At 72.9% G+C, this 21,391-nt stretch carries 20 protein-coding genes; 7 read left to right on the top strand and 13 right to left on the bottom strand.

The genetic code is table 11. The features are described from left to right. Window positions 1-65: 65 nt before the first annotated feature. The 3 genes from J2S59_RS06620 to J2S59_RS06610 all read right to left on the bottom strand — a co-directional run bounded on the left by J2S59_RS06620 (window position 66) and on the right by J2S59_RS06610 (window position 2,635). A complete protein-coding gene (locus tag J2S59_RS06620) occupies window positions 66-1,418 on the bottom strand; it encodes a vWA domain-containing protein (RefSeq protein WP_068120440.1) in 1,353 nt (450 codons plus the stop codon). 77 nt (window positions 1,419-1,495) lie between these two features. Next, on the bottom strand, window positions 1,496-2,110 hold the full coding sequence (locus J2S59_RS06615; RefSeq protein ID WP_306824941.1) for a hypothetical protein: 615 nt from the start codon (window positions 2,108-2,110) through the stop codon (window positions 1,496-1,498). 81 nt (window positions 2,111-2,191) lie between these two features. Beyond that, the gene (locus J2S59_RS06610; protein ID WP_068120444.1) at window positions 2,192-2,635 is read right to left on the bottom strand and encodes a nuclear transport factor 2 family protein; all 444 of its coding nucleotides are present in this window, start codon (window positions 2,633-2,635) and stop codon (window positions 2,192-2,194) included. A gap of 96 nt (window positions 2,636-2,731) precedes the next feature. Between J2S59_RS06610 and J2S59_RS06605 the strand changes: the two genes are divergently transcribed. From J2S59_RS06605 to J2S59_RS06590, 4 genes are read left to right on the top strand one after another with little or no spacing between them, the layout of a single operon-like run. Next, window positions 2,732-3,607, top strand: a complete 876-nt coding sequence (locus J2S59_RS06605) for a TIGR03619 family F420-dependent LLM class oxidoreductase (protein ID WP_068120447.1) — start codon at window positions 2,732-2,734, stop codon at window positions 3,605-3,607. A gap of 1 nt (window position 3,608) precedes the next feature. Continuing rightward, a complete protein-coding gene (locus tag J2S59_RS06600) occupies window positions 3,609-4,850 on the top strand; it encodes a hypothetical protein (protein WP_306824940.1) in 1,242 nt (413 codons plus the stop codon). Then, on the top strand, window positions 4,847-5,677 hold the full coding sequence (locus tag J2S59_RS06595) for an SDR family oxidoreductase (protein ID WP_220138330.1): 831 nt from the start codon (window positions 4,847-4,849) through the stop codon (window positions 5,675-5,677). Before J2S59_RS06600 ends, J2S59_RS06595 begins: the two co-directional genes overlap by 4 nt. Beyond that, window positions 5,674-6,828 (top strand): sulfotransferase family protein, encoded by a 1,155-nt coding sequence (locus tag J2S59_RS06590; RefSeq protein WP_246360160.1) that lies wholly within the window; start codon window positions 5,674-5,676, stop codon window positions 6,826-6,828. The genes J2S59_RS06595 and J2S59_RS06590 overlap by 4 nt, the downstream gene beginning before the upstream one ends. 303 nt (window positions 6,829-7,131) lie before the next feature. Here J2S59_RS06590 and J2S59_RS06585 read toward each other — a convergent pair whose 3' ends face one another. From J2S59_RS06585 to J2S59_RS06545, 9 genes are all read right to left on the bottom strand, one after another. After that, window positions 7,132-8,667, bottom strand: a complete 1,536-nt coding sequence (locus J2S59_RS06585; protein WP_306824939.1) for an ABC transporter substrate-binding protein — start codon at window positions 8,665-8,667, stop codon at window positions 7,132-7,134. 90 nt (window positions 8,668-8,757) lie between these two features. Next, window positions 8,758-11,691, bottom strand: coding sequence for a helix-turn-helix transcriptional regulator (locus J2S59_RS06580; RefSeq protein ID WP_306824938.1), 2,934 nt, complete (start codon window positions 11,689-11,691; stop codon window positions 8,758-8,760). Between the two features lie 12 nt (window positions 11,692-11,703). Continuing rightward, window positions 11,704-11,868, bottom strand: coding sequence for a hypothetical protein (locus J2S59_RS06575; protein WP_181641869.1), 165 nt, complete (start codon window positions 11,866-11,868; stop codon window positions 11,704-11,706). 83 nt (window positions 11,869-11,951) lie between these two features. Beyond that, complete coding sequence (locus J2S59_RS06570; protein ID WP_068120271.1) at window positions 11,952-12,878, bottom strand: ferredoxin family protein; 927 nt, start codon at window positions 12,876-12,878, stop codon at window positions 11,952-11,954. Beyond that, window positions 12,871-14,055 carry a cupin domain-containing protein gene (locus tag J2S59_RS06565; RefSeq protein WP_306824937.1) on the bottom strand — a complete coding sequence of 395 codons (1,185 nt, stop codon included), beginning with the start codon at window positions 14,053-14,055 and terminating at the stop codon, window positions 12,871-12,873. Before J2S59_RS06565 ends, J2S59_RS06570 begins: the two co-directional genes overlap by 8 nt. A 21-nt stretch (window positions 14,056-14,076) precedes the next feature. Next, the gene (locus J2S59_RS06560; protein WP_068116359.1) at window positions 14,077-14,307 is read right to left on the bottom strand and encodes a hypothetical protein; all 231 of its coding nucleotides are present in this window, start codon (window positions 14,305-14,307) and stop codon (window positions 14,077-14,079) included. Window positions 14,308-14,386: 79 nt separating this feature from the next. Beyond that, the gene (gene hutI, locus J2S59_RS06555) at window positions 14,387-15,544 is read right to left on the bottom strand and encodes an imidazolonepropionase (RefSeq protein ID WP_068116358.1); all 1,158 of its coding nucleotides are present in this window, start codon (window positions 15,542-15,544) and stop codon (window positions 14,387-14,389) included. Further along, entirely contained in the window at window positions 15,541-16,890 is a 1,350-nt protein-coding gene (locus J2S59_RS06550; RefSeq protein ID WP_220138259.1) for a formimidoylglutamate deiminase, read from the bottom strand. Before J2S59_RS06550 ends, hutI begins: the two co-directional genes overlap by 4 nt. Next, window positions 16,887-18,125: an allantoate amidohydrolase gene (locus J2S59_RS06545; protein ID WP_068116354.1), complete on the bottom strand. Its 1,239-nt coding sequence runs from the start codon at window positions 18,123-18,125 to the stop codon at window positions 16,887-16,889. The genes J2S59_RS06550 and J2S59_RS06545 overlap by 4 nt, the downstream gene beginning before the upstream one ends. Before the next feature lie 57 nt (window positions 18,126-18,182). On the opposite strand from J2S59_RS06545, the gene J2S59_RS06540 reads away from it, so the two are divergent. The 3 genes from J2S59_RS06540 to J2S59_RS06530 all read left to right on the top strand — a co-directional run bounded on the left by J2S59_RS06540 (window position 18,183) and on the right by J2S59_RS06530 (window position 19,844). Then, the gene (locus J2S59_RS06540; RefSeq protein ID WP_068116352.1) at window positions 18,183-18,785 is read left to right on the top strand and encodes a nitroreductase family protein; all 603 of its coding nucleotides are present in this window, start codon (window positions 18,183-18,185) and stop codon (window positions 18,783-18,785) included. A gap of 124 nt (window positions 18,786-18,909) precedes the next feature. Beyond that, a complete protein-coding gene (locus J2S59_RS06535) occupies window positions 18,910-19,281 on the top strand; it encodes a Crp/Fnr family transcriptional regulator (RefSeq protein ID WP_068116350.1) in 372 nt (123 codons plus the stop codon). Between the two features lie 20 nt (window positions 19,282-19,301). Further along, window positions 19,302-19,844, top strand: coding sequence for a DnaJ family domain-containing protein (locus J2S59_RS06530; protein WP_246360040.1), 543 nt, complete (start codon window positions 19,302-19,304; stop codon window positions 19,842-19,844). On the opposite strand, the gene J2S59_RS06525 is transcribed toward J2S59_RS06530, so the two are convergent. Further along, complete coding sequence (locus tag J2S59_RS06525) at window positions 19,819-21,381, bottom strand: long-chain-fatty-acid--CoA ligase (protein WP_306824936.1); 1,563 nt, start codon at window positions 21,379-21,381, stop codon at window positions 19,819-19,821. The genes J2S59_RS06530 and J2S59_RS06525 overlap by 26 nt on opposite strands. Window positions 21,382-21,391 lie beyond the last annotated feature (10 nt).

Genomic DNA, 21,391 nt, shown 5'->3' with positions numbered 1-21,391 from the left:
GGCGGGCGTCCCGAAGCCGTTGTTCGTTCAGCACTTCGGCAGGGTTCAGTCGGCCGTGGCTCGCGTCAGGGGGTGGAGGTGCCGCCCTGGCCGCGGCGCAGCAACATCACGACCAATCCGCCGAGCGCGAGCACCGCGATCGCCAGCACCGCGAGGACGGCGTACAGCCAGCCCGGGACGCCTGAGCCGTCGTCGCTGCCAGCGGCCTCGGTCACGGGCTCGGTCGGCTCCTCGGTGGGCTCGGCCGTCGGGGTGGGGGTGGGCGACTCGCTCGGCTCCTCTGCCGTCGGCTCGCCGGAGACCTCGACGGTGAAGTCGTAGGGGAGCGCGCCGTTGATGTCGTCGGCGGTCATCGTGACGCTGACGTAGTGGACACCGGAGTCACGGACGCCGCCGTCGTACGACGCGATGTTGATGGTCTTCGCGACACCCGACCGGTTGTAGGTGTTCTGCGAGGTGACCCGGTTGCCGGAGGGGTCGACGAGCCTGAGGAACACACAGCACCCGTAGTCCACGGAACCGTCCTCGGTGAGCGCCACCCGGACGGTCTGCCCCTCCTCGACCTCGAAGCGGTACCACCGCGCCTCGCCCTTGGTGATGTCGTCGGAGTACGTCGTGCCGGGCTCGATGTCGACGGCGGTGGTCTGCGCGGTGCCCCCCTCGATCGGGGTGCCGGAGGTCTCGTAGCGGCGCGCGGCACGCGTCGAGGCCGCGGTCAGCTCCGAGGTCAGCTCGGCCGCGTCGTCTGCGGTGACGAAGGAGCCGCCGGTCGCGTCGGCGATGCACGACAGCTGGCGCTGGGCGGCGCGGTTGCCCTCGAGGAAGAGCCCGACCGTGTCGATGCGCACGTCGATGCCCTGGCGCTTCAGCTGCCGCGCAGCCTGGCAGGGGTCGGGGTTGCCGCAGGTGTCCTCGCCGTCGGAGACCAGGACGATCGTGCGCTCGCCCTCGGGGCCGAAGTCGCCGGCGGCCTGCTTCAGGGCGGTGCCGATCGGGGTGAACCCGGTGGGCTTGAGCCCCTGCATCGCCTGGGTCACCTTGGCGGCGTTGGAGCCGGCGGCGCCGATCGGCACGGCCAGTCGGGTGTCGGTGCAACCCTGCCGCTCGTTGTTGCCGGGGTAGTCGGAGCCGTAGAGCCGCAGGCCCACGGGCGTCTCCTCGGGCACGGCGTCGACGAGCGCGCGGACGGCCTGGCGGGCGCCCTGCATCAAGGTGGTGCCGGTCCCGTCCTGGCGCGCCATCGAGCCGGACACGTCGAGGATGACCAGCAGCGAGCCGGCGCCCTCAGCCGCCGTCGGGCTGGCCTGGGCGGGTGCAGCGACCCCGGCGAAGGCGGTGGCACCGCCGATCAGGACCGCGGCGAGCCCGGCGAGTGCGGTGCGCGAACGCTTGCCGGACGAGGTGGCGTGCTGACGCATGGAGGGTCCCCCTGTTCGACGGCTCAGCCCCCGTTGGCCCGAGCCGGGTGCACAGTACCCAAATCAGGGCGCCGTGCTCAGCCGACGACGACGGTGACCGGCTTCGACGCGAGGTCCGCGCTCGCGTCGTACACGCGGAACCGGTTCGGTCCGGTGCGACCGGTCTGCACCCAGGTGGAGAAGGTGCCGCCGGAGACGTTCGCCGTGACGCCGCTGAAACTCTCCCAGCGCCCGTCCACGCGGCGCTGCACCTCGACCGTCACGCCCTCGGCACCGGGATAGACGCCGGTGAGGTCGATGCGGCCCATCGCGCTGACCTGCGTGGGGCTCGCCGACAAGATGATCTCCGGCTCGGCGTCCGCGTCTTCCTCGTCCTCCGCCTCATCGACGTCGTCGGTGGCCTCGTCGTCGGCGCCTTCGGTCTCGTCCTCACCGTCCGGCGTGCGCGGGCTCGGGCGCAGGTGGAGGTCGGGGCGATCCTCGCCGCTGATCTCGACCTCGGGGAGCTCGCGCCGCGGGGCATCGGCGGTCGTGGCCGCGACGTCGTCACCGCCACCCAGGATGCGCGTCGCGCCGAGCGCGACCAGGCCGACGACCAGACCGATCGCCAGGCTGACGGCGACCAGCGCGCCGAGACCGGACGCGACGGGGCGCCACCACTCCTGCTCGTCCGGGTGCTCCTGCTGCGCCACCCGCTCCCCCTTCACGCCGTCGAAGGCACCATTGTCTCCCTTGGGCGCGGGCTACCCAAATGGGTCTCGACAACGTGAAGGTCAGACGCCGCGCTTCCAGGCGATCTCCTCGTGCAGCTTCTCCGACCGCCAGCCGTCGGCGGTGCGCGCCATCTCGTGGTGGTAGAAGCCGCCGAACTCCCACAGCAGCTCGCTGCCGTCGGGCTGCACCAGCACCATCGGGTTGACGAAGTACGCCGTGACCCGGGCGCGGTCGGCACCGGCCCGGACACTCGGGGCGCCGGCGTCGATGACCACCTGGCCCAGGATGTGCTGGCGGCGGGGGAAGAGCGGCAGGTTCTCGGCCAACCACGGCTTCACGACCCCGAACGCGTCGGCGATGCCGCCGGACTCGGTGTAGTCGATCGCCGCGTCGGGCGTGAAGACGGTGTCGAGCAGGTCCCACTCGCCGAAGTCGATGGCGCGGGTGTAGCGGTGCAGGGCCGCCTCGATCTCGAGGCGATCGGTGATCTCCTGGACGTCCATGCCAGAACCCTGGCAGAGAAATGAAACACGTTCTATATTTCGCAGGGATTCCTGCGCTCCGGTCCGGAGCGCGGTCCCCTGACTTTCGGAGGTCCGATGCGCTTCACCTACGTGGAGGCGATGACCCAGGCCGCGTTCTACGCGCCGCTCGCCCAGGCTGCCGAGGAGGCGGGCTACACCTCGATGTCGGTCGCCGACAGCCTGATCTACCCGAAGGAGTCGGACTCGAAGTACCCCTACACCGACACCGGCGACCGGGAGTTCCTCGAGGACAAGGAGTTCATCGAGACGATGGTGCTGTGCACGCACCTCGCCGCGGTGACGAGCACGCTGCGCTTCACCCCGTTCGTGCTCAAGCTCCCCATCCGGCCCCCGGTCCTGGTGGCGAAGCAGGCGGCGTCGGTCGCCTTCCTCTCCGACAACCGGCTCGGCCTCGGCGTCGGGCTCTCCCCGTGGCCCGAGGACTTCGCGGCGCTCGGCGTGCCGTGGGAGCGTCGCGGCAAGCGGATGGACGAGTGCATCGACATCGTCCGGGGGCTCACCTCGGGTGAGTGGTTCTCCTACGACGGCGACTTCTACACCGTCGAGGCGATGAAGCAGACCCCCGCGCCGAGCGAGCCGATCCCGATCCTCATCGGCGGCCACAGCGACGCCGCACTCAAGCGCGCCGTCGTCAAGGGCGACGGCTGGATGCACGCCGGCGGCGACCCCGAGGAGCTGGACCGCCTGCTCGACCGGATCGCCGAGATCCGCAAGGCCGAGGGCCTGAGCGACAAGCCCTTCGAGATCCACGTGATCTCCTTCGATGCCTACTCCGTCGACGGGGTCAAGCGGCTGGAGGACAAGGGCGTGACCGACGCGATCGTCGGGTTCCGGATGCCCTACATCAAGGGACCCGACCCCGAGCCCCTGCAGCCGAAGCTCGATCACCTGCGCCGGTTCGCCGACGACATCATCGCGAAGGTCCGCTGACGTGGCCGCCCCGACGTACGACGACGCCGCCCGCGCCGCCGCCCAGGCAGCCGTCGACGGTGACCTGACCGCACCGTTGCAGGCCGCGATCCGCGAGGCGGAGGAGCTGATCCGCGCCGCGCCGCACGTCCAGACCGAGCAGGACCTGCTGGAGGGCTACGACTACCTGTCGGGCCGGATCCGGGCGAGCCTGCAGCTGGCCTTCGACCACGACCTCGACCGGCCGATCTTCATCAACTCCACCCACCAGTTCTCGCGCCAGGGTCTCGACAACCCCGACGCGGTCTACTTCCACGCCTACATCACCGACGACGCGGAGTACGTCGTACGCGGTCGTCGCGGCACCACCGCCGACCTGTCGTTCCAGGTGATGGCCGGCACCTACAGCGCCGACTCCCCCGCCGGCTCGCTGGCGGCGTTCGACGACCGCGGGTTCAGTCGCGAGGCCGACGGCAGCTTCGAGATCCGGTTCCTGCCGGCGTCGGCCGCGGGGACACCGGAGGCAGACGCACCCAACACGTTCGTCACCGGTCCGGGCGCGAAGACGCTGATCGTGCGCGAGGTCTACAACGACTGGGAGACCGAGGAGCGCGGCCTGCTGTGGATCGAGCGGGTCGACACGGTCGGGCGACCGGCCGCGCCGCTCACCCGGCGGAGGCTGGCGCAGAAGTACGAGGTCGCGGCGAAGATGGTGACCGGGACGATCCAGACCTGGCTCGCCTTCCCCCACTTCTTCCAATACAAGGAGGAGGTCAACACCCTCACGCCGCCGCAGTCCACGCCCGGCGGGCTGGAGTCGCAGCGGTCCTCCATCGGTCACTACGCGCTCGGTCCCGACGAGGCCCTCGTCATCAGCGTCCCGCGGTGCGACGACTGCTCCTACCAGGCGATCCAGATCGGGTCGGACTGGTATGCCTCGACCGACTACGAGACCCACCAGACCTCGCTGACCAAGGCGCAGGCGGTGACCGACCCCGACGGCGTCATGCGCTTCGTGGTCAGCGAGCAGAGCCCCGGCATCGCCAACTGGCTGGAGACCACCGGGCACCCCACCGGCGCGATGATGCTGCGCTGGCAGCGGCTCGAGCGCGACCTCGGCCCCGAGGACGGGCCGCAGGTCGTCAAGGTCCCCGTCGCGGACGTCGCGCAGCACCTCCCGCACTTCACCCCCATCACCGCCGAGGAGTACGCCGCGCGCATCGCCGCCCGCCAGCGCTCCGTTGCCCGAAGGATGCTGAGTTGACCGACACCCCCTGGCACGACGAGTCCATCGAGGAGCGCTACACCCCCGCGCCGCTGCTGGAGGGCAAGGTGCTCGTGCTGTCCGGCGTCGGCCCCGGCCTGGGCCGGGCGCTGGGCGAGGAGGCCGCCAAGATGGGCGCCGACCTCGTCCTGGTCAGCCGCACCGAGAAGCGACTCGAGAAGATGGCCGAGGTCGTGCGGTCCTACGGCCGCCGGGCGCTGGTCGTCCCCACCGACATCACCGACGAGGCCCAGCAGGCGGCCCTCGTCGAGCGCTCGCTGGAGGAGTTCGGGCGCGTCGACTGCCTGCTCAACAATGCCTTCGGCATCCCGCCGATGGACCCGATCACCCAGATCCCGCTCGAGAAGCTGCGCGCGGCCAACGAGACCAACGTCTTCGCTCCGCTGCGGCTCTCGGCGCTGTTCGCCGACGCGCTCGCGGCGTCGAAGGGCTCGGTCGTGATGATCAACTCCGCGGTCGTGCACAGCTCACAGCCGGAGTACGCCGGCTACAAGCTGTCGAAGGGCGCGCTCTACCACCTGGCCCAGTCGCTGGCCGAGGAGCTCGGTCCGCGCGGGATCCGCGTCAACAGCGTCGCCCCGTCGTACATCTACGAGGACGTCAACAAGGGCTACTTCGAGTGGCTGGCGTCGGAGGCCGGCACCAGCCACGCCGAGGTGTACGCCGAGAAGGCGGCCCCGACCGACCTCAAGCGGCTCGCCTCGCCGAGCGAGGTCGCTCGCGCGGCGCTGTTCCTGGCCAGCGACCTCGCCTCGGCCGTCACCGGCCAGCTCCTCAACGTCGACTGCGGGGAGTTCCACGCGTGAGCGACAACGTGATGGCCCGGACGCGACCGGACGTCGGGACCTACGAGGACATCGTCGCGGCCGCCGAGCGCACGACCGGGCGGAGCGACATGGGGGGCGACGCCCACGAGGAGGGCCTGCGCATCCTGGTGGAGGATCTCTCCTCCGCCGAGGCGGGCCTGACACCGCTGGGCAACTACTTCCAGCGCTCGGAGGTCAAGAGCGCGTTGGTGGGGCGTCTGCTCACCCAGGCTCGCTTCACCGAGCACCCCACGCACGCCGACGTGGCGATCGAACGCCCGATCTTCGTCGTGGGTCTGCCCCGCACCGGCACCACAGCACTGCACCGCCTCCTCCACGCCGACCCGCGTCACCAGGGCCTGGAGATGTGGCTGACGCAGTTCCCCCAGCCGCGCCCACCGCGCGAGACGTGGGACGACGACCCGATCTTCTCCGCGATGCAGACCGCGTTCTCCGCCCACCACGTGGAGAACCCGGAATACATGGGCATCCACTACATGGATGCCACGTCGGTGGAGGAGTGCTGGCGGCTGCTGCGACAGACCGGCAAGTCGGAGTCGTACGGCTCGCTGGCCAACGTGCCGCGCTATACCGCGTGGCTGGCCGAGCAGGACTGGACCGACGCCTACGCCCGGCACAAGCAGAACCTGCAGATGATCGGGCTCAACGACCCCGACCAGCGCTGGGTGCTCAAGAACCCCTCGCACCTCACGGCCCTCGACGCGCTGATGACGGTCTATCCCGATGCGCTGATCGTCTACACCCAGCGCGACCCGGTCACGTCGGTGGCGTCGTCGTGCTCGCTGTCGGCCGAGACCACCGTCGGTCACTCCACGACGTTCGTCGGCGAGACCATCGGCCGCACCCAGCTAGACATGTGGTCGCGGGCCTACCACCGGTTCTGGCAGGCGCGCGAGAAGTACGACGCCGCGCAGTTCGTCGACGTCGACTACCAGGCCTTCGTCAAGGACCCGGTCGGCACCGTCCGCGGCATCTACGAGGCCTTCGACCTCGACTGGATCCCCGAGGCGGAGGCGGCCGTGCGCGCCATCGACGAGGAGTCCAAGCAGGGCGGGCGCCGCCCCTCCCACCGCTACGACCTCGCCGACTACGGCCTCACCGAGACCCAGGTCCGCGACGCGTTCGCGTGAGGGCCGGCAGTTTCACCGCCCGTGCCACGACACGCCCGCTCGTCGTACGAAACTGAACTCCCCGACGCCCAGTTTCGGTCGACGAGTGGTGCACCTGTGGCGTGTGAGACCTGTGCAGCTGGTCGACCTGACCGATTCCGGCGGAGAGCGCGTCGCGTACGCGGGGCCAGGCCCCGGCTCGTTCGTCGTCCCTTCGACCCCACCAGCACCACTGCGCGAACGAAACCGGGCGCCGGACGCGGCAGTTTCGTTCGCGGAGCGGGCGTGTCGTTAGTCGGGCGGTGAAACTGCCCCCCTCGCTGATCACAGCTTGACGTCGAGCAGCCCCTCACAGAGGTAGCCCTTGGCGGGGGCGACGCGGGTGAACTTGCCACCCTTGACCTGGATCATCGAGGTGCACTCACCGGTGCGCTTGGTGCCGGGGTTCTGCCCGGCGTGCAGGTCGTTGGCGGTCCAGTTGCGGACCTTCTTGAGCTCGGCGTTGAGGGTGTCGCGGTTGAGCTTGCCGCCGAGCTTGATGCTGGTCTCGACGAAGAGCCGAGCGGCAGACCAGGCATAGACGCCGTACGTCGTGGGGCGGGCGCCGGGCTTCACCTGCTGCAGCCACGCGAGGTAGAGCTGCATCTCCTTGGCGGAGGTGTCGGTGTAGGTCGGGTGGTTGACCGAGAGGTAGACGTTCTCGACCGCTCCGGAGGCGTTGTCGATGAGGTCCTGGGTGTACATCGGCTGCAGGTAGTGCACGACCTTCGGGCTGTAGCTCTGCTGCTTCATCGCCTGGGCGAGCCGCACCGCCTGCTGCCAGGACCCGACGAAGTCGACGTACTCGACGCCCCGGGACTTCATCTGCTGCACGAACGGCGCGTAGTTGAACTCGGTGAGGTCGATGCCGGTGGAGTACAGCGTCTTGAAGCCGATCCGCTCTGCCGCCTTCTGCCGGCCGGCCTGGATGTCGGGCACGGACCCGGCGCGGATGTGGATCCACGCCGACTTCTGCGTGGACGCGCGGTCCTTGCGCTGGAACCACTTCAGCGCGGCCAGCGAGACCACCTCGGGGTTGACGGTCTGCGCGCCCAGGCAGGTCGTGCAGGCGTTGCGCTCCCGGCTGGTCGTCGACGAGCGCACGTCGGGCAGCTTGCAGTTCTGCGCGACCTTGGCGCCGCCGGAGTCGAAGGCCGACATCGACCCGACCGCGGCGAACGCCGACGAGCACGCACGCTGGTACGCCGCCTGGTCGGCCGCCGTGTCGGACCGGCTGTCAAGGGTGTCCAGCTCGAGCTTGCGGCCGCAGATGTCGCTGTTGGCGTTGAAGTAGGCGACGTAGGCACGGGTGGCGTCCTGGGTGGCCTGGAACAGGCCCGGGATCGGGCCGGAGATGTCGGAGACGTTGGCGAGCCGGATCGTGCTGCCGGTGATGCCGGTCTGGTTGGCGAAGCCCTCGCACGCTCCTGCCTTCGTGCCGCCGGTCGCGGAGTTCTCGCCGCTCCCCGACGGCGTACCCCCGCTCCCGCCACCGCCACCGGGCGCGGCGGCACCGCCCCCACCCCCGCCGGCGTCACGAGTCGAGCCGGACGTCGCCCCACCGGTGTCCCCCGCCGGCGCGCCCGGGTCGCCGGCCGCGACCACCCCGTCGTCGGCTCCGCCGCTCCCGGCGTCGAGGACGCCGTCAGCGCCGGCGGAGCCGCCGGCGGTCCCGGTCACGGCCCCCGTCCCGGCGTTGGCGCGCTGGATCTCCTCCGGGCCGAGGCGGTGGCCGCAGGCGGTGAGCACGAGCGCCGCGGCGGCGAGCAGCACGGCCACCTGCAACCCCCGACGGCGAGGCAGGGACGAGGACTGGGACATGCGGATGCCTCCGACGCAGGGGACGGCCGTCCGGACAGGGTCGACCTGGGTCTTTGGCCTCCTTAACGACGCCGTGCGACGCAGGTCACGTCAGAGCAACCCACGCCGCCGCGCGATCGCCGCGGCCTCGGTGCGGCTGGCCGCTCCGAGCTTCGCCAGCACGTTGGAGACGTGGACGCTGACGGTCTTGGTGCTGATGAACAGCTGCCGCCCGATCTGGCCGTTGCTGTGCCCCTGGGCGACCAGTGCCAGGATCTCCCGCTCGCGCGGCGTGAGCACAGTCGGGCGACCCGTCTCCGCGGGCGGGCGCGCACCCAACCGGTCGAGCTCGGCCAGCAACACCGCCGCCCCCAGCCGTACGGCGGCCTGCCGTGCCGAGGCCAGGACGCCGGCGGCCTCGTCGGTGACTCCAGTCGCCTGCAGCACCGCGGCGAGTCGGGCCTGGCTGCGGGCGCGCTCGAAGACGTGCGGGTGGGCCTCGAACCCGGCGACGCAGGCCCGCCAGCGCTCGACCAGCTCCTCAGCCGGCGGCGGGTCGAGGTCCGCTCGCCACCGCAGCCGGTCGACCTCGGCGTGCAGGCGCATGACCCAGGCCTGCCCCTCGGCGCCTAACGGGTCGTCGGCGGCTGCCCGCCCGCGCACGATCTCCTCGGCGCGCGCGACCAGCCCCTCGGCCCGCGCCACCAGCTGCGCGCGCTGCTCGGCGGTGGTGCCGCCACGCTCGACGGCGGTGGCGAGCTGCCCGACGAGCAGCGCACCCAGCCGCACCTGCGCCTGGAAGAGCGGGTGCCACAACCGGGCCACGGTGCTCACGGCGCGCTCGTGCAGGTCGATCGCCGCGGCGAGGTCGCCGGCGTCGCCGTACAGGTCGATCCCCGCCGCGGCCACCGTGAGCACCCGCAGTCCGTCGGCCTCCCAGCCGGCCTGCAGCTCGCGGACCGTGGCGATCCCGTCGGGACCGCCGCGCGCGGCGACGACGGCCAGGCGCTGGGCGCGCAGGGTGCCGACGAGCTCCTCGGGTGGGCGACGGGTGGTGGTGTCGAGCAGGGCGTCGGCGTCGTCCCACGCCCCCTGTTGGTAGGCGGAGAGCGCACTCATCAGCCGCGCCTCGAAGGCGTACGGCGTCCACGGTTGACCGCGGCGGTCGGCGATCGTCATCACCTCCCGCCAGACCGCGCGGGCCGACTCCAGGTCGTGACGGCGGTAGTGGAAGAACCCCAGGACGTAGCGCGCCCGCAGCCCGGCGTTGAGGCCGCCCGAGCGCTGCGCGTGCTCGACGGCGGCCTCGAGCCGCTCGATCGCGTCCGAGCTGTCGTCGCCGGTGTCGATGCGGGCGAGCGTGACCCGCACGTCGGCGACCAGCGAGTGCAGATCGTGGGCCGCCGCGAGCTCGAGCGCCTCCGCGGCCGCGGCGCCGGCTTCCGTCTCGCGGTCGTGCACGAGCAGCGCCTTGGCATACCGGGCGAGGTAGCGCGCGCGGCGGACCTCGTCGGTGCTACCGGCCCGCTCCAGCAGCCCGAGCGCCTCCTCGATGGGGGCGAGCGGGTCTCCGGCGTCGGCCATGCCGTGGACATAGCTGAGCGTCGCCAGCAGGTCGGCCAGCTCGACGTCGGAGAGCTCCGCACCCCGGGCGAGCTCGTCCTCCAGGAGCTGGCGGCCCCGGCCGACCTGTCCGGCGGACACCAGCGCTTTGGCGGCCGCACCGCCGATGTCGGAGCGGTCGAGGTCGTCGAGCTCGGCCTGCACCCGCGGGTCGGCCGCGAGCTCGAGCGCGGTCTCGAAGTGCCGCGCCGCCTCCTCCGGTCCGCCGACCGCCAGTGCGTCGCGACCCGCGCGGACGCTGGCGCGCACCGCCGTGACCGGGTCCTGCGCGGCCCGGGCGTGCAGCGCGAGCTGCGCCGCCGACCCGGACACCGTGCCGGCCTGAAGGACCTCGGCGTACGTCGTGTGCAGGCGGACGCGCTCGCCGGGCAGCAGGTCGTCATAGACGGCCTCGCCGAGCAGCGCGTGGCGGAAGGCGTACCCGTGCTCGGTCGGCACGAGCACGTGGCGCTCCACGATCTCGCGCAGCGCGTCCTCCAGGTCCGCAGCAGCGAGGGCGGTGGTCGCGGCGAGCAGCTCGTGGGAGACCTCCTGGCCGGCGACCGCGGCGACCCGCACCACCCGGCGCGCGGTCTCCCCCAGACTCTCGAGCCGCACGAGCAGCAGGTCCGCCAGGTCCTCGGGCAGCCCGTCGGTGGCCGTCGCGGCCGAACGCGCCGCCCCGACCAGCTCCTCGACGAAGAACGCGTTGCCCTCGGCCCGGCGCACGATCGTCTCGACCGCCGCGTGCGGCAGCGGCTCGGGGTGGAGCGACCGGACGAGCTCGCGGACCTCGGCGTCGGCCATGGGCTCGACGGTGAGGCGGCGTACGCCGGGGGTGCGTGCCCACGCCGCCGCGTGCGGACGCAGCGGGTGACGCCGGTGCAGGTCGTCGCTGCGGTAGGAGACGACGACGGACACCGCGGTCGAGAACCCGCGGCTGAGCAGCACCCCGACGAGCTCCCGGGTCGACGCGTCGGCCCAGTGCGCGTCCTCGAGCACGAGCAGCAGCGGCTGCGTCGCACCGAGCGCCTCGAGCAGGGCGTGCACCGCGTGCACCAGCTCGGCGCGGTCCAGTGCGGGTCCGTCGCTCGGCCGGGCGGCCAACCGCGCCAACGCCGGGTGGTCGGCGACCAGCGCCTCCACCTCGACCGGACGGGCGGCACTCAACCGGCCGAGCACCTCGCTGATGGCGAGGTAGGGGACGGCGCTGTCGCCGAGGTCGACGCAGTGCCCGGTCACCGTCGTCCACCCGGCTGCGGCGCACCGGCGGGACAGCTCGTCGAGGACGCGCGTCTTGCCGACGCCCGCGTCCCCGGCGACCAGCACCGCCGAGCCCGCGGGTGCACGGGACCCGGTGGCTTCCTCGGCCAGCCCGACCGCGCGCGTCAGCTCGTCGAGCTCGGCCGCGCGTCCGACCAGGGTGCCGTGGGGATGCCTCACGCAGGGATTGTGTCAGCCCAGGAGCCGGCCGGTGGTCAGCCGCAGCAGGGTCCGGCGCCGGACGTGGGCGCGCTGGGTCGACGCGGCGACGACGCGTTCGCGGCGCCAGCTGCGGGCGATCTGCTCGCGTTGGTAGGCGGTCAGGTGGGCGGGGTCGAGGTCATGGCCGGGGTACATGCTCCTACGCTCGCGCCCTGAGGCACCCCGCCACATCGGACGCCTGCCCTATTCCTCCGCGCCGGGCCGGACTCTGAGGTACCTCAGAGCGGCGCGACCGCGCTCGACCACACCCACGGCGCACCCTCGTCGGTCGCGGCGCAGGTGAGCCGCGCGCGGGGGCCGCGGCGCGGGGTGACGGTCACGGCGTACGCCGCCTCCGGGTTCTCGCGCAGGGCCAGGTGGGCGACGCCGCCGGGGGTGCCGTCGGGGTCCGGGTGCCAGCGCAGCACGCGCAGCGCGTCGACCCGGTCCTCGTCGAGGTGGTCGCGCAGCGCGAGCTCGGCGACCTGCACCCCGGTGCGCCAGCCCGAGCGGCCACGGAGCAGGGGGCGCACGAGGAGCCCGCGGCCCGCGCGGTCGACGACCTGCTCGGCGGAGACGGTGTCGACCCGACCGTGGTAGAGGCCGTGGGGCAGCAGGACGAGGTTCGCGGCGTACCGGTCGCCGCCGACGTGCGACACCTCCCAGGTCTGCTCCGGGTGACTCTGGGCGAGCGACGCCGCCACGGGGCGGCCGCGCTCCGCACAGCACACGTCGTGGCGCCCGTGGGTGCACACGAGCGCGACGAGCTCGTCGGTCGGGGTCAGCCGCGGGCTGCGGCCCGCGCCCAGCGCCGCGACGTCGAGTGCGGCCACGTCCTCCCAGCTCGCCAGCACCGCGGTCTCCATCCAGGGTGCGTGCGCGTCGGCGAAGGCGGCGTACACCCGGATGCCCCCGCTCGGCTCGGCCGGGCTGCCGGCAGGTCGCCGGATGAGCAGGGGCCGCACGCGCGCAGCGGCGCACGCCGCGCGGACCCGGTCGCGCCACTCGTCCTGCCCGGGTGGCATCCGGGCGTCGCGCAGCGCGTCGACACCCCACGGCCCGGGGTGCTCGATGGCGAGGAAGACACGCGAGTTCGCCGCGGTCCCGGCGAGTGGCTCGCGGCGCTCCAGACTGGCTGCGGCGCACCGCAGCGGGACGTCAGGCACCGGCTCGGGTCAGCAACCCTTCACGCACGAGCCGTCGGCACAGCACCACGCGGCTCTGCGGGTCCAGCGGCGGGTCGAGCTCGCCGAGGTCCGCCGGCCGCAACCGCTGGGCCCCGCGGATCGCCTCGAGCGCCGGACGCAGCCAGGACGGCAGCGTCACCACACGGTCGCCGAGGAGCAGGTCGACGCGATCGTCCGCGTCCGGGTTGTCGCGCAGCACGCACGGACGGCCGGTCCGGCGGACGAGCACGGTGTCGTCCTCGATCGGCGCGCCGAGCCGGTCGGTGAGCCCGCCGCGCAGATGGGGCACCCGGCTGGTCAGCACCCGCGACGCCTCGGCCTCGGCCACCGTGGCCGGGTCGAGTCCGCGAAGCTGGTCGGCCAGGAGCTCGAGCCGCAGGGCGAGGCCCTCGCGCAGCAGAGCCGGGTCATCGGCGAAGCCCGCCGGGAGATGCCCGTCGTCGATCGCGTCCAGCAACGGGGCGACGCTGCGACGGACCAGACCGTTCCAGGTGAGCTGGTTGATGCCGATCGTGACGTGGAGCGACAGCTCGTCCTGGGCACGAGCGGCGTGCGGGGTGCCGGTGGGCAGATACATGGCGACACCCGGCTCGAGGACCACCTCGCGTGCCTCACGCGGGCCGTCGGGGTCGCCGTCGGGCGCCTCGTGGACCTCCCAGACCTTGCGACCCGCGGTCTGGAAGACGATCACGTCGTGGCTGTCGCTGTGGACGGCGAAGCCCTGCGAGTGCGGCGGGGTGAGGTAGGCGTTGGCCTGGCACGGGTGGCCGAGCTCGAGCTCCAGCTGCGCCACCAGGTCGCGCAGTGGCGGCCAGTAGCGGTGCAGCCCCTGCAGGACCACGCTGGCGCCATCGTCGAGCTCCGCGAAGACCTTGCGGGCATCGACCAGCCCGGTGAGCGGGCGGCCGGCGAGCGTCGCGCCCCGGGTGTAGCGGGACTCCGGCAGGACCTGGCCGTCCTTGGCCATCCGCATCGCCGGGGTGCGCATCGCGGTCGAGGTCAGCAGGTGGTCGACGTCGTCGAGCGACAGCTTCCCGACGAGGGTCGCGGGGTCGACCTGGTGCAGGTGCACGCGGGACGCCCAGATCTTCTCGCGGAAGACCTGGGCGTCACCGGTGAGCAGGTCCAGTGCGGACACGTGCTCGACGTTCGTCATCGTCAGCTCGCCGTGTCAGCGTCAGCTGTCGGTCGCGTCGCCGTCGGTGGTGTCGGTCGCGTCGCCGTCGCTGCTGTCGGTCGCGTCACCGTCGGTGGTGTCGGTCGCGTCGCCGTCGCCGCCCGCACCGTCCGTGGCGTCGCCGTCGGTCGTGTCGGTGCTGTCGCCGTCGCTACCGGAGCTGGCGTTGGGGTCACCGCCCACCGGGGTGGTGGTCATGTCGTCGTCGGACAGCGGGTTCTCGGGAGTCATGGGCTCTCCTCTCCTCGTGCCGGCGCGGCTCGTCGGCTGGCCCGACGAGTACCCGGACCACCACGGCCGAAACCACGCCTCAGTCGGCCAGCACCTCGCCCACGAGCGGGACCCCGGGACGGTAGGCGAGGTGGAGGTACGACGGGGCCGCCAGCACCGCGAGATGTGCGCGTGCGCCGGGCGCGAGACGCCCCACGTCCGTGCGCTTGAGGGCGCGGGCGCCGCCCGCGGTCGCGGACCACAGCGCCTCCGCGACCGTCATCCCCATCTCCCGCACCGCCAGGGCGATGCAGAACGGCATCGACGAGGTGTACGACGACCCCGGGTTGCAGTCACTGGCCAGCGCGACCGTGACGCCGGCGTCGATGAGTGCGCGCGCGTCGGGATAGGGCTGGCGGGTCGAGAACTCCACGCCGGGCAGGAGCGTGGCGACGGTGTCGCTGCTCGCCAGCGCGTCGACGTCGGCCGGGCTGAGGAAGGTGCAGTGGTCGACGGCCGCTGCGCCGAGCTCGCAGGCCAGCTGCACGCCCGGGCCGGGGCCGAGCTGGTTGGCGTGCAGCCGGGGCTCGAGCCCGACCGCCATCCCGGCAGTGAGCACGGCGCGCGCCTGGTCGGCGTCGAACGCGCCGCGCTCGCAGAACGCGTCGATCCACCGCGCGTGGGGAGCGCAGGCCTCCAGCATCGGGCCGGTCACGAGGGCGACGTACGCCGTCGGGTCCTCGGCGTGCTCCGGGGGCACGACGTGCGCGCCGAGGAAGGTGGTCTCGCGGCTGAACTGCCGGGCCACCGCCAGCGACCGGGCCTCATCGGCCACAGTGAGCCCGTAGCCGCTCTTGATCTCGACGGTGGTCGTGCCCTGGCGGCGCAGCTCCGCGACCAGCCGACCGACGTTGGCGCTCAGCTGCTCGTCGGTGGCGGACCGCGTCGCGGCCACGGTCGTGCGGATGCCGCCGGCCTCATAGGGCCGCCCCGCCATCCGCGCCTCGAACTCTGCCGCCCGGTCGCCGGCGAAGACCAGGTGGCTGTGGGAGTCGACGAACCCCGGGATGACGGCGCGTCCCGCGGCGTCGTGGACCGTGTCGGCCGCCGGCGCCTGCGCCGCGGCTCCGACCCACGCGACCCGGCCCGCCTCGACGACCATCGCGGCGTCGGTCAGCAGGCCGAGGGGACTGCCGTCGCCGAGCCCGGGGTCGTTGGTGACCAGCTCCCCGATGCCGGTGACCAGCAGGCTGCTCACGGTGCCACCACGGCGGCGATCGCCTCGCCCAGCTCGGCGCCCACCAGCGCGCCGTGTCGGCCTGCGTCGGTGAGCGGCACGCGCACCTCACCTGCGGTCATCACGAACGCCACGTCGGCGGCGGTCGCGGCGTGCACGGCGGTGGCGGCGCTCGGGCCGGACCCAGCGGTGCGCGGGGTGCGCAGGTCGAGGGTGACGAGGTCGGCGGGCAGCCCGACGGCGATCCGGCCGGCGTCGCGACCGAGGGACGCGTGCCCCGCGCCGGTGAGCGCGCCCAGAAGTGCGCCCGGAGTCCAGTGCCCGCGGCGGCCGGTGCGCAGTCGCTCGTGCATCTCCGCCGCGCGCGCCTCCTCCCACAGGTCGATCACCGCGTGCGAGTCCGAGCCCAGGGTCAGCAGGACGCCGGCGTCGACCAGGGCGCGCGCCGGACCGATGCCGTCAGCGAGGTCCCGCTCCGTCGTCGGACACAGCGACAGCGTGCAGGCGGCGGCGCCGATCGTCGCGATGTCGTCGTCGCTCAGGTGGGTCGCGTGCACCACGGTCGTGCGCGGCCCGAGCGCCCCCGCGTCCGCAAGGACCTGCGTCGGCGTGCGGCCCCAGGCGGCAAGGGCGTCGTCGTTCTCCGCCTGCTGCTCGGACAGGTGCACGTGGAGGGGCGCCCGGTGCTCCGCGGCCCACTGCGCGACGAGCGCCACGGCCTCGCGCGGGACAGCCCGCACGGAGTGGATCGCGGCCCCGAGCACGACGTCGGCCGGCAGGGTCTCGGCGAGCGCATCGACCCGGCGGCGCCACCCGTCGGCATCACCGTCGCCGAACCGCGCCTGCTCGGGCGCGAGCGGCTGCCCGACGCCGCCGGCCAGATAGCAGGTGTCGAGCAGCGTCAGCGTGATGCCGGCCTCGGCCGCCGCAGCGACGACCGCCTGCTCCATCGCGTGGCTGGGCACCCCGTCCTTCTCGTACGCCGACCCGTCCGGCCGGTGGTGCACGTAGTGGAACTCCCCCACCGCGGTCACGCCGGTGGCCACCATCTCGCGGTAGGTCGCCCGGGCGAGCGCGAAGAGGCTGTCGGGGGTGAGCCGCTGCGCGACGTCGTACATCTGCTCGCGCCAGGTCCAGAAGGTGCCGCTCCCATGGGCGGTGCGACCGCGCAGCGCCCGGTGGAAGACGTGGGAGTGGGTGTTGGCCAGGCCCGGGAGGGTCAGGCCGGGCAGGTGGACCGCTCCGTCCCCCGACCCGCCGGGCTCGACGCGGGTGAAGCGGCCGTCCTCGACCTCCACGCGCACGAGGGGTACGACGGACTCGGGGTCGTCGCCGAGCCAGGCGTGCTCGAGCAGCCAGGCTGTCACGGCGATCCGTCTGCAGGTGCCGTCAGCAGCCGCTCCAGCACCTCGATCAGGGCGTCGACGCCCGCCAGGCAGTCCTGTGTCGACGCGTGCTCGGCAGGCGAGTGGGAGATGCCGGTCGGGTTGCGGACGAAGAGCATCGCGGTCGGAATGCCGGCCGTTGAGAGGATCCCGGCGTCATGGCCCGCAGCGGTCGGAATGACCGGCCAGGGTTCGCGACCCTCGTGTGTGGCGAGCCGGGATGTCAGGCCTTCGTCGAACGCGACAGCGCCCGACACCGACTCCGCGGTGATCTGCAGCCCCGTCCGGTCGCGCTCGGCGCGCTCGGTGGCCTGGCGGCTGAGCCCAGTGACCAGGGTGCTCAGCGCAGTCTCGTCCTCGGCGCGGGCATCCAACCAGGCGCTGACCCGTGACGGCACCGCGTTCGTCCCGTTCGGCTCCACGGCGACCCGCCCGAAGGTGGCGCGATTCCCGCTCAACCGCGCCTGTTTGTTCGCCGCGAGCGCCGTCATGGCGTAGGTGAGCATCGGGTCGCGCCGGTCCTCCATGTGGGTCGTGCCGGCATGGTTGGCCTCACCCGTGAAGTCGAACCGATAGCGGCCGTGCGGCCAGATCCCACTGCCCAGGCCGACTGCTGCATCCCGGTGCACGAGGTCGCGGCCCTGCTCGATGTGAAGCTCGACGTAGACACCGATCTCGCTCAACCACGCGGCTGGGCCGAGGTCGGGCGCCACGCCCGCACTCGCCATCGCGTCGAGCAGCGACGTCCCGTCCGCGTCCTGCAGCCTCGCCGCGTCGTCACCGGACAGCACGCCGGTCGCCAGACGCGATCCGAGGCAGGCCACGCCGAAGCGCGAGCCCTCCTCCTCGGGGAACGCCGCGACCACCAGCGGCCGCGCAGGTGCCAGGCCGTCGGCGACGAGCCGGTCGAGCGCGGCGAAGGCGCTCACGACGCCGAGCGGGCCGTCGTACGCTCCGCCGTCGACGACCGAGTCGAGGTGGGACCCGGTCAACACGGCCGGACCGGCGGCGCCCTCCGGCTGCCACCACGCCAGCAGCGTCCCGTTGCCGTCGACCTCCGTGCGCAGCCCGCGGCGTACGGCCTGCTCGGTGAACCACGCCCGGCACTCGAGCTCCGCGGCCGTGTAGGGCTGGCGGAAGTAGCCCCCGGTCGTCGCCGAGCGCCCGATGGGCGCGAGCTCGGCCCACATCTGCTCGAAGGTCGGGTGGGCTGACATGCCTCGAGTCCAGCCTCCCGCCGCGGCGGAGTCAACGCGCCGCGCGACAATGCCGGCATGGAGTTCGCCGAGGTCGTGCGCCGCCGACGGATGGTCCGCAGCTTCTCCGACGCCGCCGTCGACCCGGCGGCGGTGGACCGAATGCTCGACCATGCCGTCCGCGCACCCAACGCCGGCTTCACCCAGGGCTGGGCCTTCCTGCGGCTGGACACCGCCGACGACGTCGCGCGCTTCTGGCAGGCCACCAGCCCCGACCCGGACGCCGACAACGCCTGGTTGCGGGGGATGCGGCGCGCCCCGGTGCTGATCGTGCCGCTGTGCAGCCGCGACGCCTACCTGGACCGGTACGCCGAGCCCGACAAGGGCTGGACCGACCGCGATCTCGCCCGGTGGCCGGTGCCGTACTGGTATGTCGACACCGGCATGGCGGCGTTGCTGGCTCTGCTGACCGCCGTCGACGAGGGCCTGGGCGCGTGCTTCTTCGGGATCCCGGCGACGCGCCAGACGCTCTTCCGGGAGGCCTTCGGCGTGCCCGACGACCACGAGCCGCTCGGCGTCATCGCGGTCGGGCACCCCGCCGCGGGCGGGTCTGCCGGGTCGCCCCAGCGGCGCGCGCGGCGTACCGACGTGGTGCACCGCGGCCGCTGGGGTGGTCGCTGAGGCTGTTGCGCTGTGGGTGGAATCACCCCGAAACCCCTGTGTTCATGGGGGTTTTGCGGACACAGTGGAGGGTGTGAGCGCGCTCCGAGACGCGCGCTGTGTCCCTCAACGAGGAGGACCCTCCATGACTGTCTCCTTCTTCGACCGCTTCACCCCCGACGAGGCCGCCCGCATCGAGGCCGCCGGCACGCGCGTGACGCTGCCGGCCGGCTGGTCACCCATCTGGGAGCGCACCCCCGCCGACAAGGCGTACGTCGTGCTCTCCGGCGAGGTGTCGGTCCGCGTCAAGGGCAAGGAGATCGCCCGACTGGGCGCCGGTGAGATCGTCGGCGAGGCCGCGATCCTGCGCCGCACGCTGCGCAGCGCCACCATCGTCGCCGTCACCCCGCTCGAGCTCCTGCACCTCACCTCCGAGGCCGTGCGCGACCTCGAGCTGTCGATGCCGCGCTTCCGCGAGGTGCTGGCCGAGATCCTGGACGAGCGCATCCCCGCCTGACCCGCGCTAGCCTCGAAGGGGTGACCGACGAGCCGGCCTCGGACCGCGAGCCGGACCCGCAGGAGGCGGTGGCCGCGCGGATGCGCGAGCAGCACCGCTGGGTCGACCTGCAGATCCAGCAGGCGATGGCGCGCGGAGACTTCGACAACCTCCCGGGAGCCGGGAAGCCGATCGAGGGCCTCGGTGGCGACCCCGACCCCGACTGGTGGGCCAAACGGCTCGTCGCCCGCGAGCAGCTCACCGGCATCGCCCCGCCCGCGATCGGCCTACGGCGCGAGGACGCCGAGCTCGACGGACTGCTGGACCGGGAGAGCGCCGAGTCCGAGGTACGCCGCCTGGTCGAGGACTTCAACCGGCGGGTGATCGAGGCCCGCCGCCAGCTTCAGGGGGGTCCGCCGGTCATCACCCGGACCCGCGACGTCGACGCCGAGGTCGCCGCCTGGCGGGCGCGCCGGGAGGAGCGGCGCGCGGCCCAGCGCGCCCAGCTCTCCGCGGAGCGTGCCCGCCGGGCCGAGCGGCCGCACCGCCGCCGCTGGTTCAGGCCTCCCGAAGCTCCCGCTTGAGGATCTTGCCCGTCGGGTTGCGCGGCAGCGCCTCGACGAACTGCACCGAGCGCGGGCACTTGAACTTCGCCAGCGACGCCTGGCAGTGCGCGATCAGGTCGTCCTCGGTGACGGCCGCGTCCGGCTTCAGCGCCACCACCGCGTGGACGGACTCGCCCCACCGGTCGTCGGGCCGGCCGACGACCGCGCACTCGAGCACCGCCGGGTGCTCCGACAGCACACGCTCGACCTCGGGGCTGTAGACGTTCTCCCCACCGGTGATGATCATGTCCTTGAGCCGATCGTGGACATAGACGTAGCCCTCGTCGTCGACCTTGCCGATGTCGCCGGTGCGGAACCACCCGTCCGCGGTGATCACCCTCGCGGTCTCCTCCGGCTTGCCGAGGAACCCTTTCATCAGCTGCCGCGTGCGCAGCCAGATCTCGCCCGACTCACCGACCGGCACGTCCTCGAGCGAGCCCGGGTCGACGATGCGCACCTCGACCCCCGGGATCGGCTGACCGGCCGAGACCAGCCGCTCCGGGTGGCCGGGGTCGCGGTGCTGGTCGTCCATGAGGTGCGTGGCGACGCCGCAGACCTCGGTGAGGCCGTAGACGTGGATGAACTCGGTGTGGGGCCAGGCCTCGATCGCCGTACGCAGCAGGTTGGTCGGCATCGGTGCGGCGCCGTAGCAGAACGTCTTGAGGTTGCCGAACAGCGCGATCGCGTCCTCGCCGGACTGCAGCACCTGGGCGAGGACGGCCGGCACGAGGAACGTGCGGTTGGCACCCGCCAGGATCGCGCCCGCCAGGCTCATCCCGTCGGGCTCGCGCACCATCACGCTGGGCACGCCGTCGTGGATGCCGAACATGACGTACGACGTCCCGCCGACGTGGAACAGCGGCATCGCCACGAGGTTCTTGTCGCCGGGATCGAACTCCCAGCCGTCGTGCGCGGCCAGGGTGTGCTCGACCAGGTTCGTGTGGGTGAGCATCACGCCCTTGGGCCGACCGGTCGTGCCGGAGCTGTACATCACCAGACACACGTCGTCGGGACAGGTGTGCTCCGGACGGCCGCTGTAGGGCTGGGAGCGCGCGAGCCACGCCTCGTACGCATCGCCCTCGGCGCCGTCCGGAGTCACCTCGACGACGTGCTCGACGCTGCTCAGCCGGTCGCGGACGGCGTCGACCGACCCCACCAGCTCGGTGCCGACGAAGATCACCTTGGCGCCGCAGTCGTTGACGGCGTACTCCACCTCGTCGGGCGCCGAGCGCCAGTTGACGATCGCGTGCGCCGCCCCGATCGCCCCGGCCGCCAGGGTGATCTCCACGCAGGCGGGATGGTTCTTGTCCAGGAACGCCACGACGTCGCCGCGCCCCACGCCGAGGTCGTGCAGTCCCGCCGCTGCACGGCGTACGCGGTCGTTCCACTCCGCCCAGGTCCACGTCCGCGGACCGTAGGTGACGGCCTCGCCGGTGGGGTTGTGCTCGGCCCACCAGGCGATCCGGTCGTCGATGTAGTCGGGACGCGGCGGGGCGGGGGTCGCGACGGCGGTCATGCGGCACTCC

The organism is Nocardioides massiliensis (assembly GCF_030811215.1).
GTDB classification, from domain to species: domain Bacteria; phylum Actinomycetota; class Actinomycetes; order Propionibacteriales; family Nocardioidaceae; genus Nocardioides_A; species Nocardioides_A massiliensis.
This window is presented reverse-complemented; position numbering and strand designations above follow the sequence as displayed.

Coding starts and splice junctions, on each gene's coding strand:
- J2S59_RS06560 (WP_068116359.1), bottom strand. CDS start 14,307: ATGACTCCCGAGAACCCGCTGTCCGACGACGACATGACCACCACCCCG.
- J2S59_RS06585 (WP_306824939.1), bottom strand. CDS start 8,667: ATGTCCCAGTCCTCGTCCCTGCCTCGCCGTCGGGGGTTGCAGGTGGCC.
- J2S59_RS06620 (WP_068120440.1), bottom strand. CDS start 1,418: ATGCGTCAGCACGCCACCTCGTCCGGCAAGCGTTCGCGCACCGCACTC.
- J2S59_RS06525 (WP_306824936.1), bottom strand. CDS start 21,381: ATGACCGCCGTCGCGACCCCCGCCCCGCCGCGTCCCGACTACATCGAC.
- J2S59_RS06610 (WP_068120444.1), bottom strand. CDS start 2,635: ATGGACGTCCAGGAGATCACCGATCGCCTCGAGATCGAGGCGGCCCTG.
- J2S59_RS06575 (WP_181641869.1), bottom strand. CDS start 11,868: ATGTACCCCGGCCATGACCTCGACCCCGCCCACCTGACCGCCTACCAA.
- J2S59_RS06605 (WP_068120447.1), top strand. CDS start 2,732: ATGCGCTTCACCTACGTGGAGGCGATGACCCAGGCCGCGTTCTACGCG.
- J2S59_RS06540 (WP_068116352.1), top strand. CDS start 18,183: ATGGAGTTCGCCGAGGTCGTGCGCCGCCGACGGATGGTCCGCAGCTTC.
- J2S59_RS06545 (WP_068116354.1), bottom strand. CDS start 18,125: ATGTCAGCCCACCCGACCTTCGAGCAGATGTGGGCCGAGCTCGCGCCC.
- J2S59_RS06535 (WP_068116350.1), top strand. CDS start 18,910: ATGACTGTCTCCTTCTTCGACCGCTTCACCCCCGACGAGGCCGCCCGC.
- J2S59_RS06565 (WP_306824937.1), bottom strand. CDS start 14,055: ATGACGAACGTCGAGCACGTGTCCGCACTGGACCTGCTCACCGGTGAC.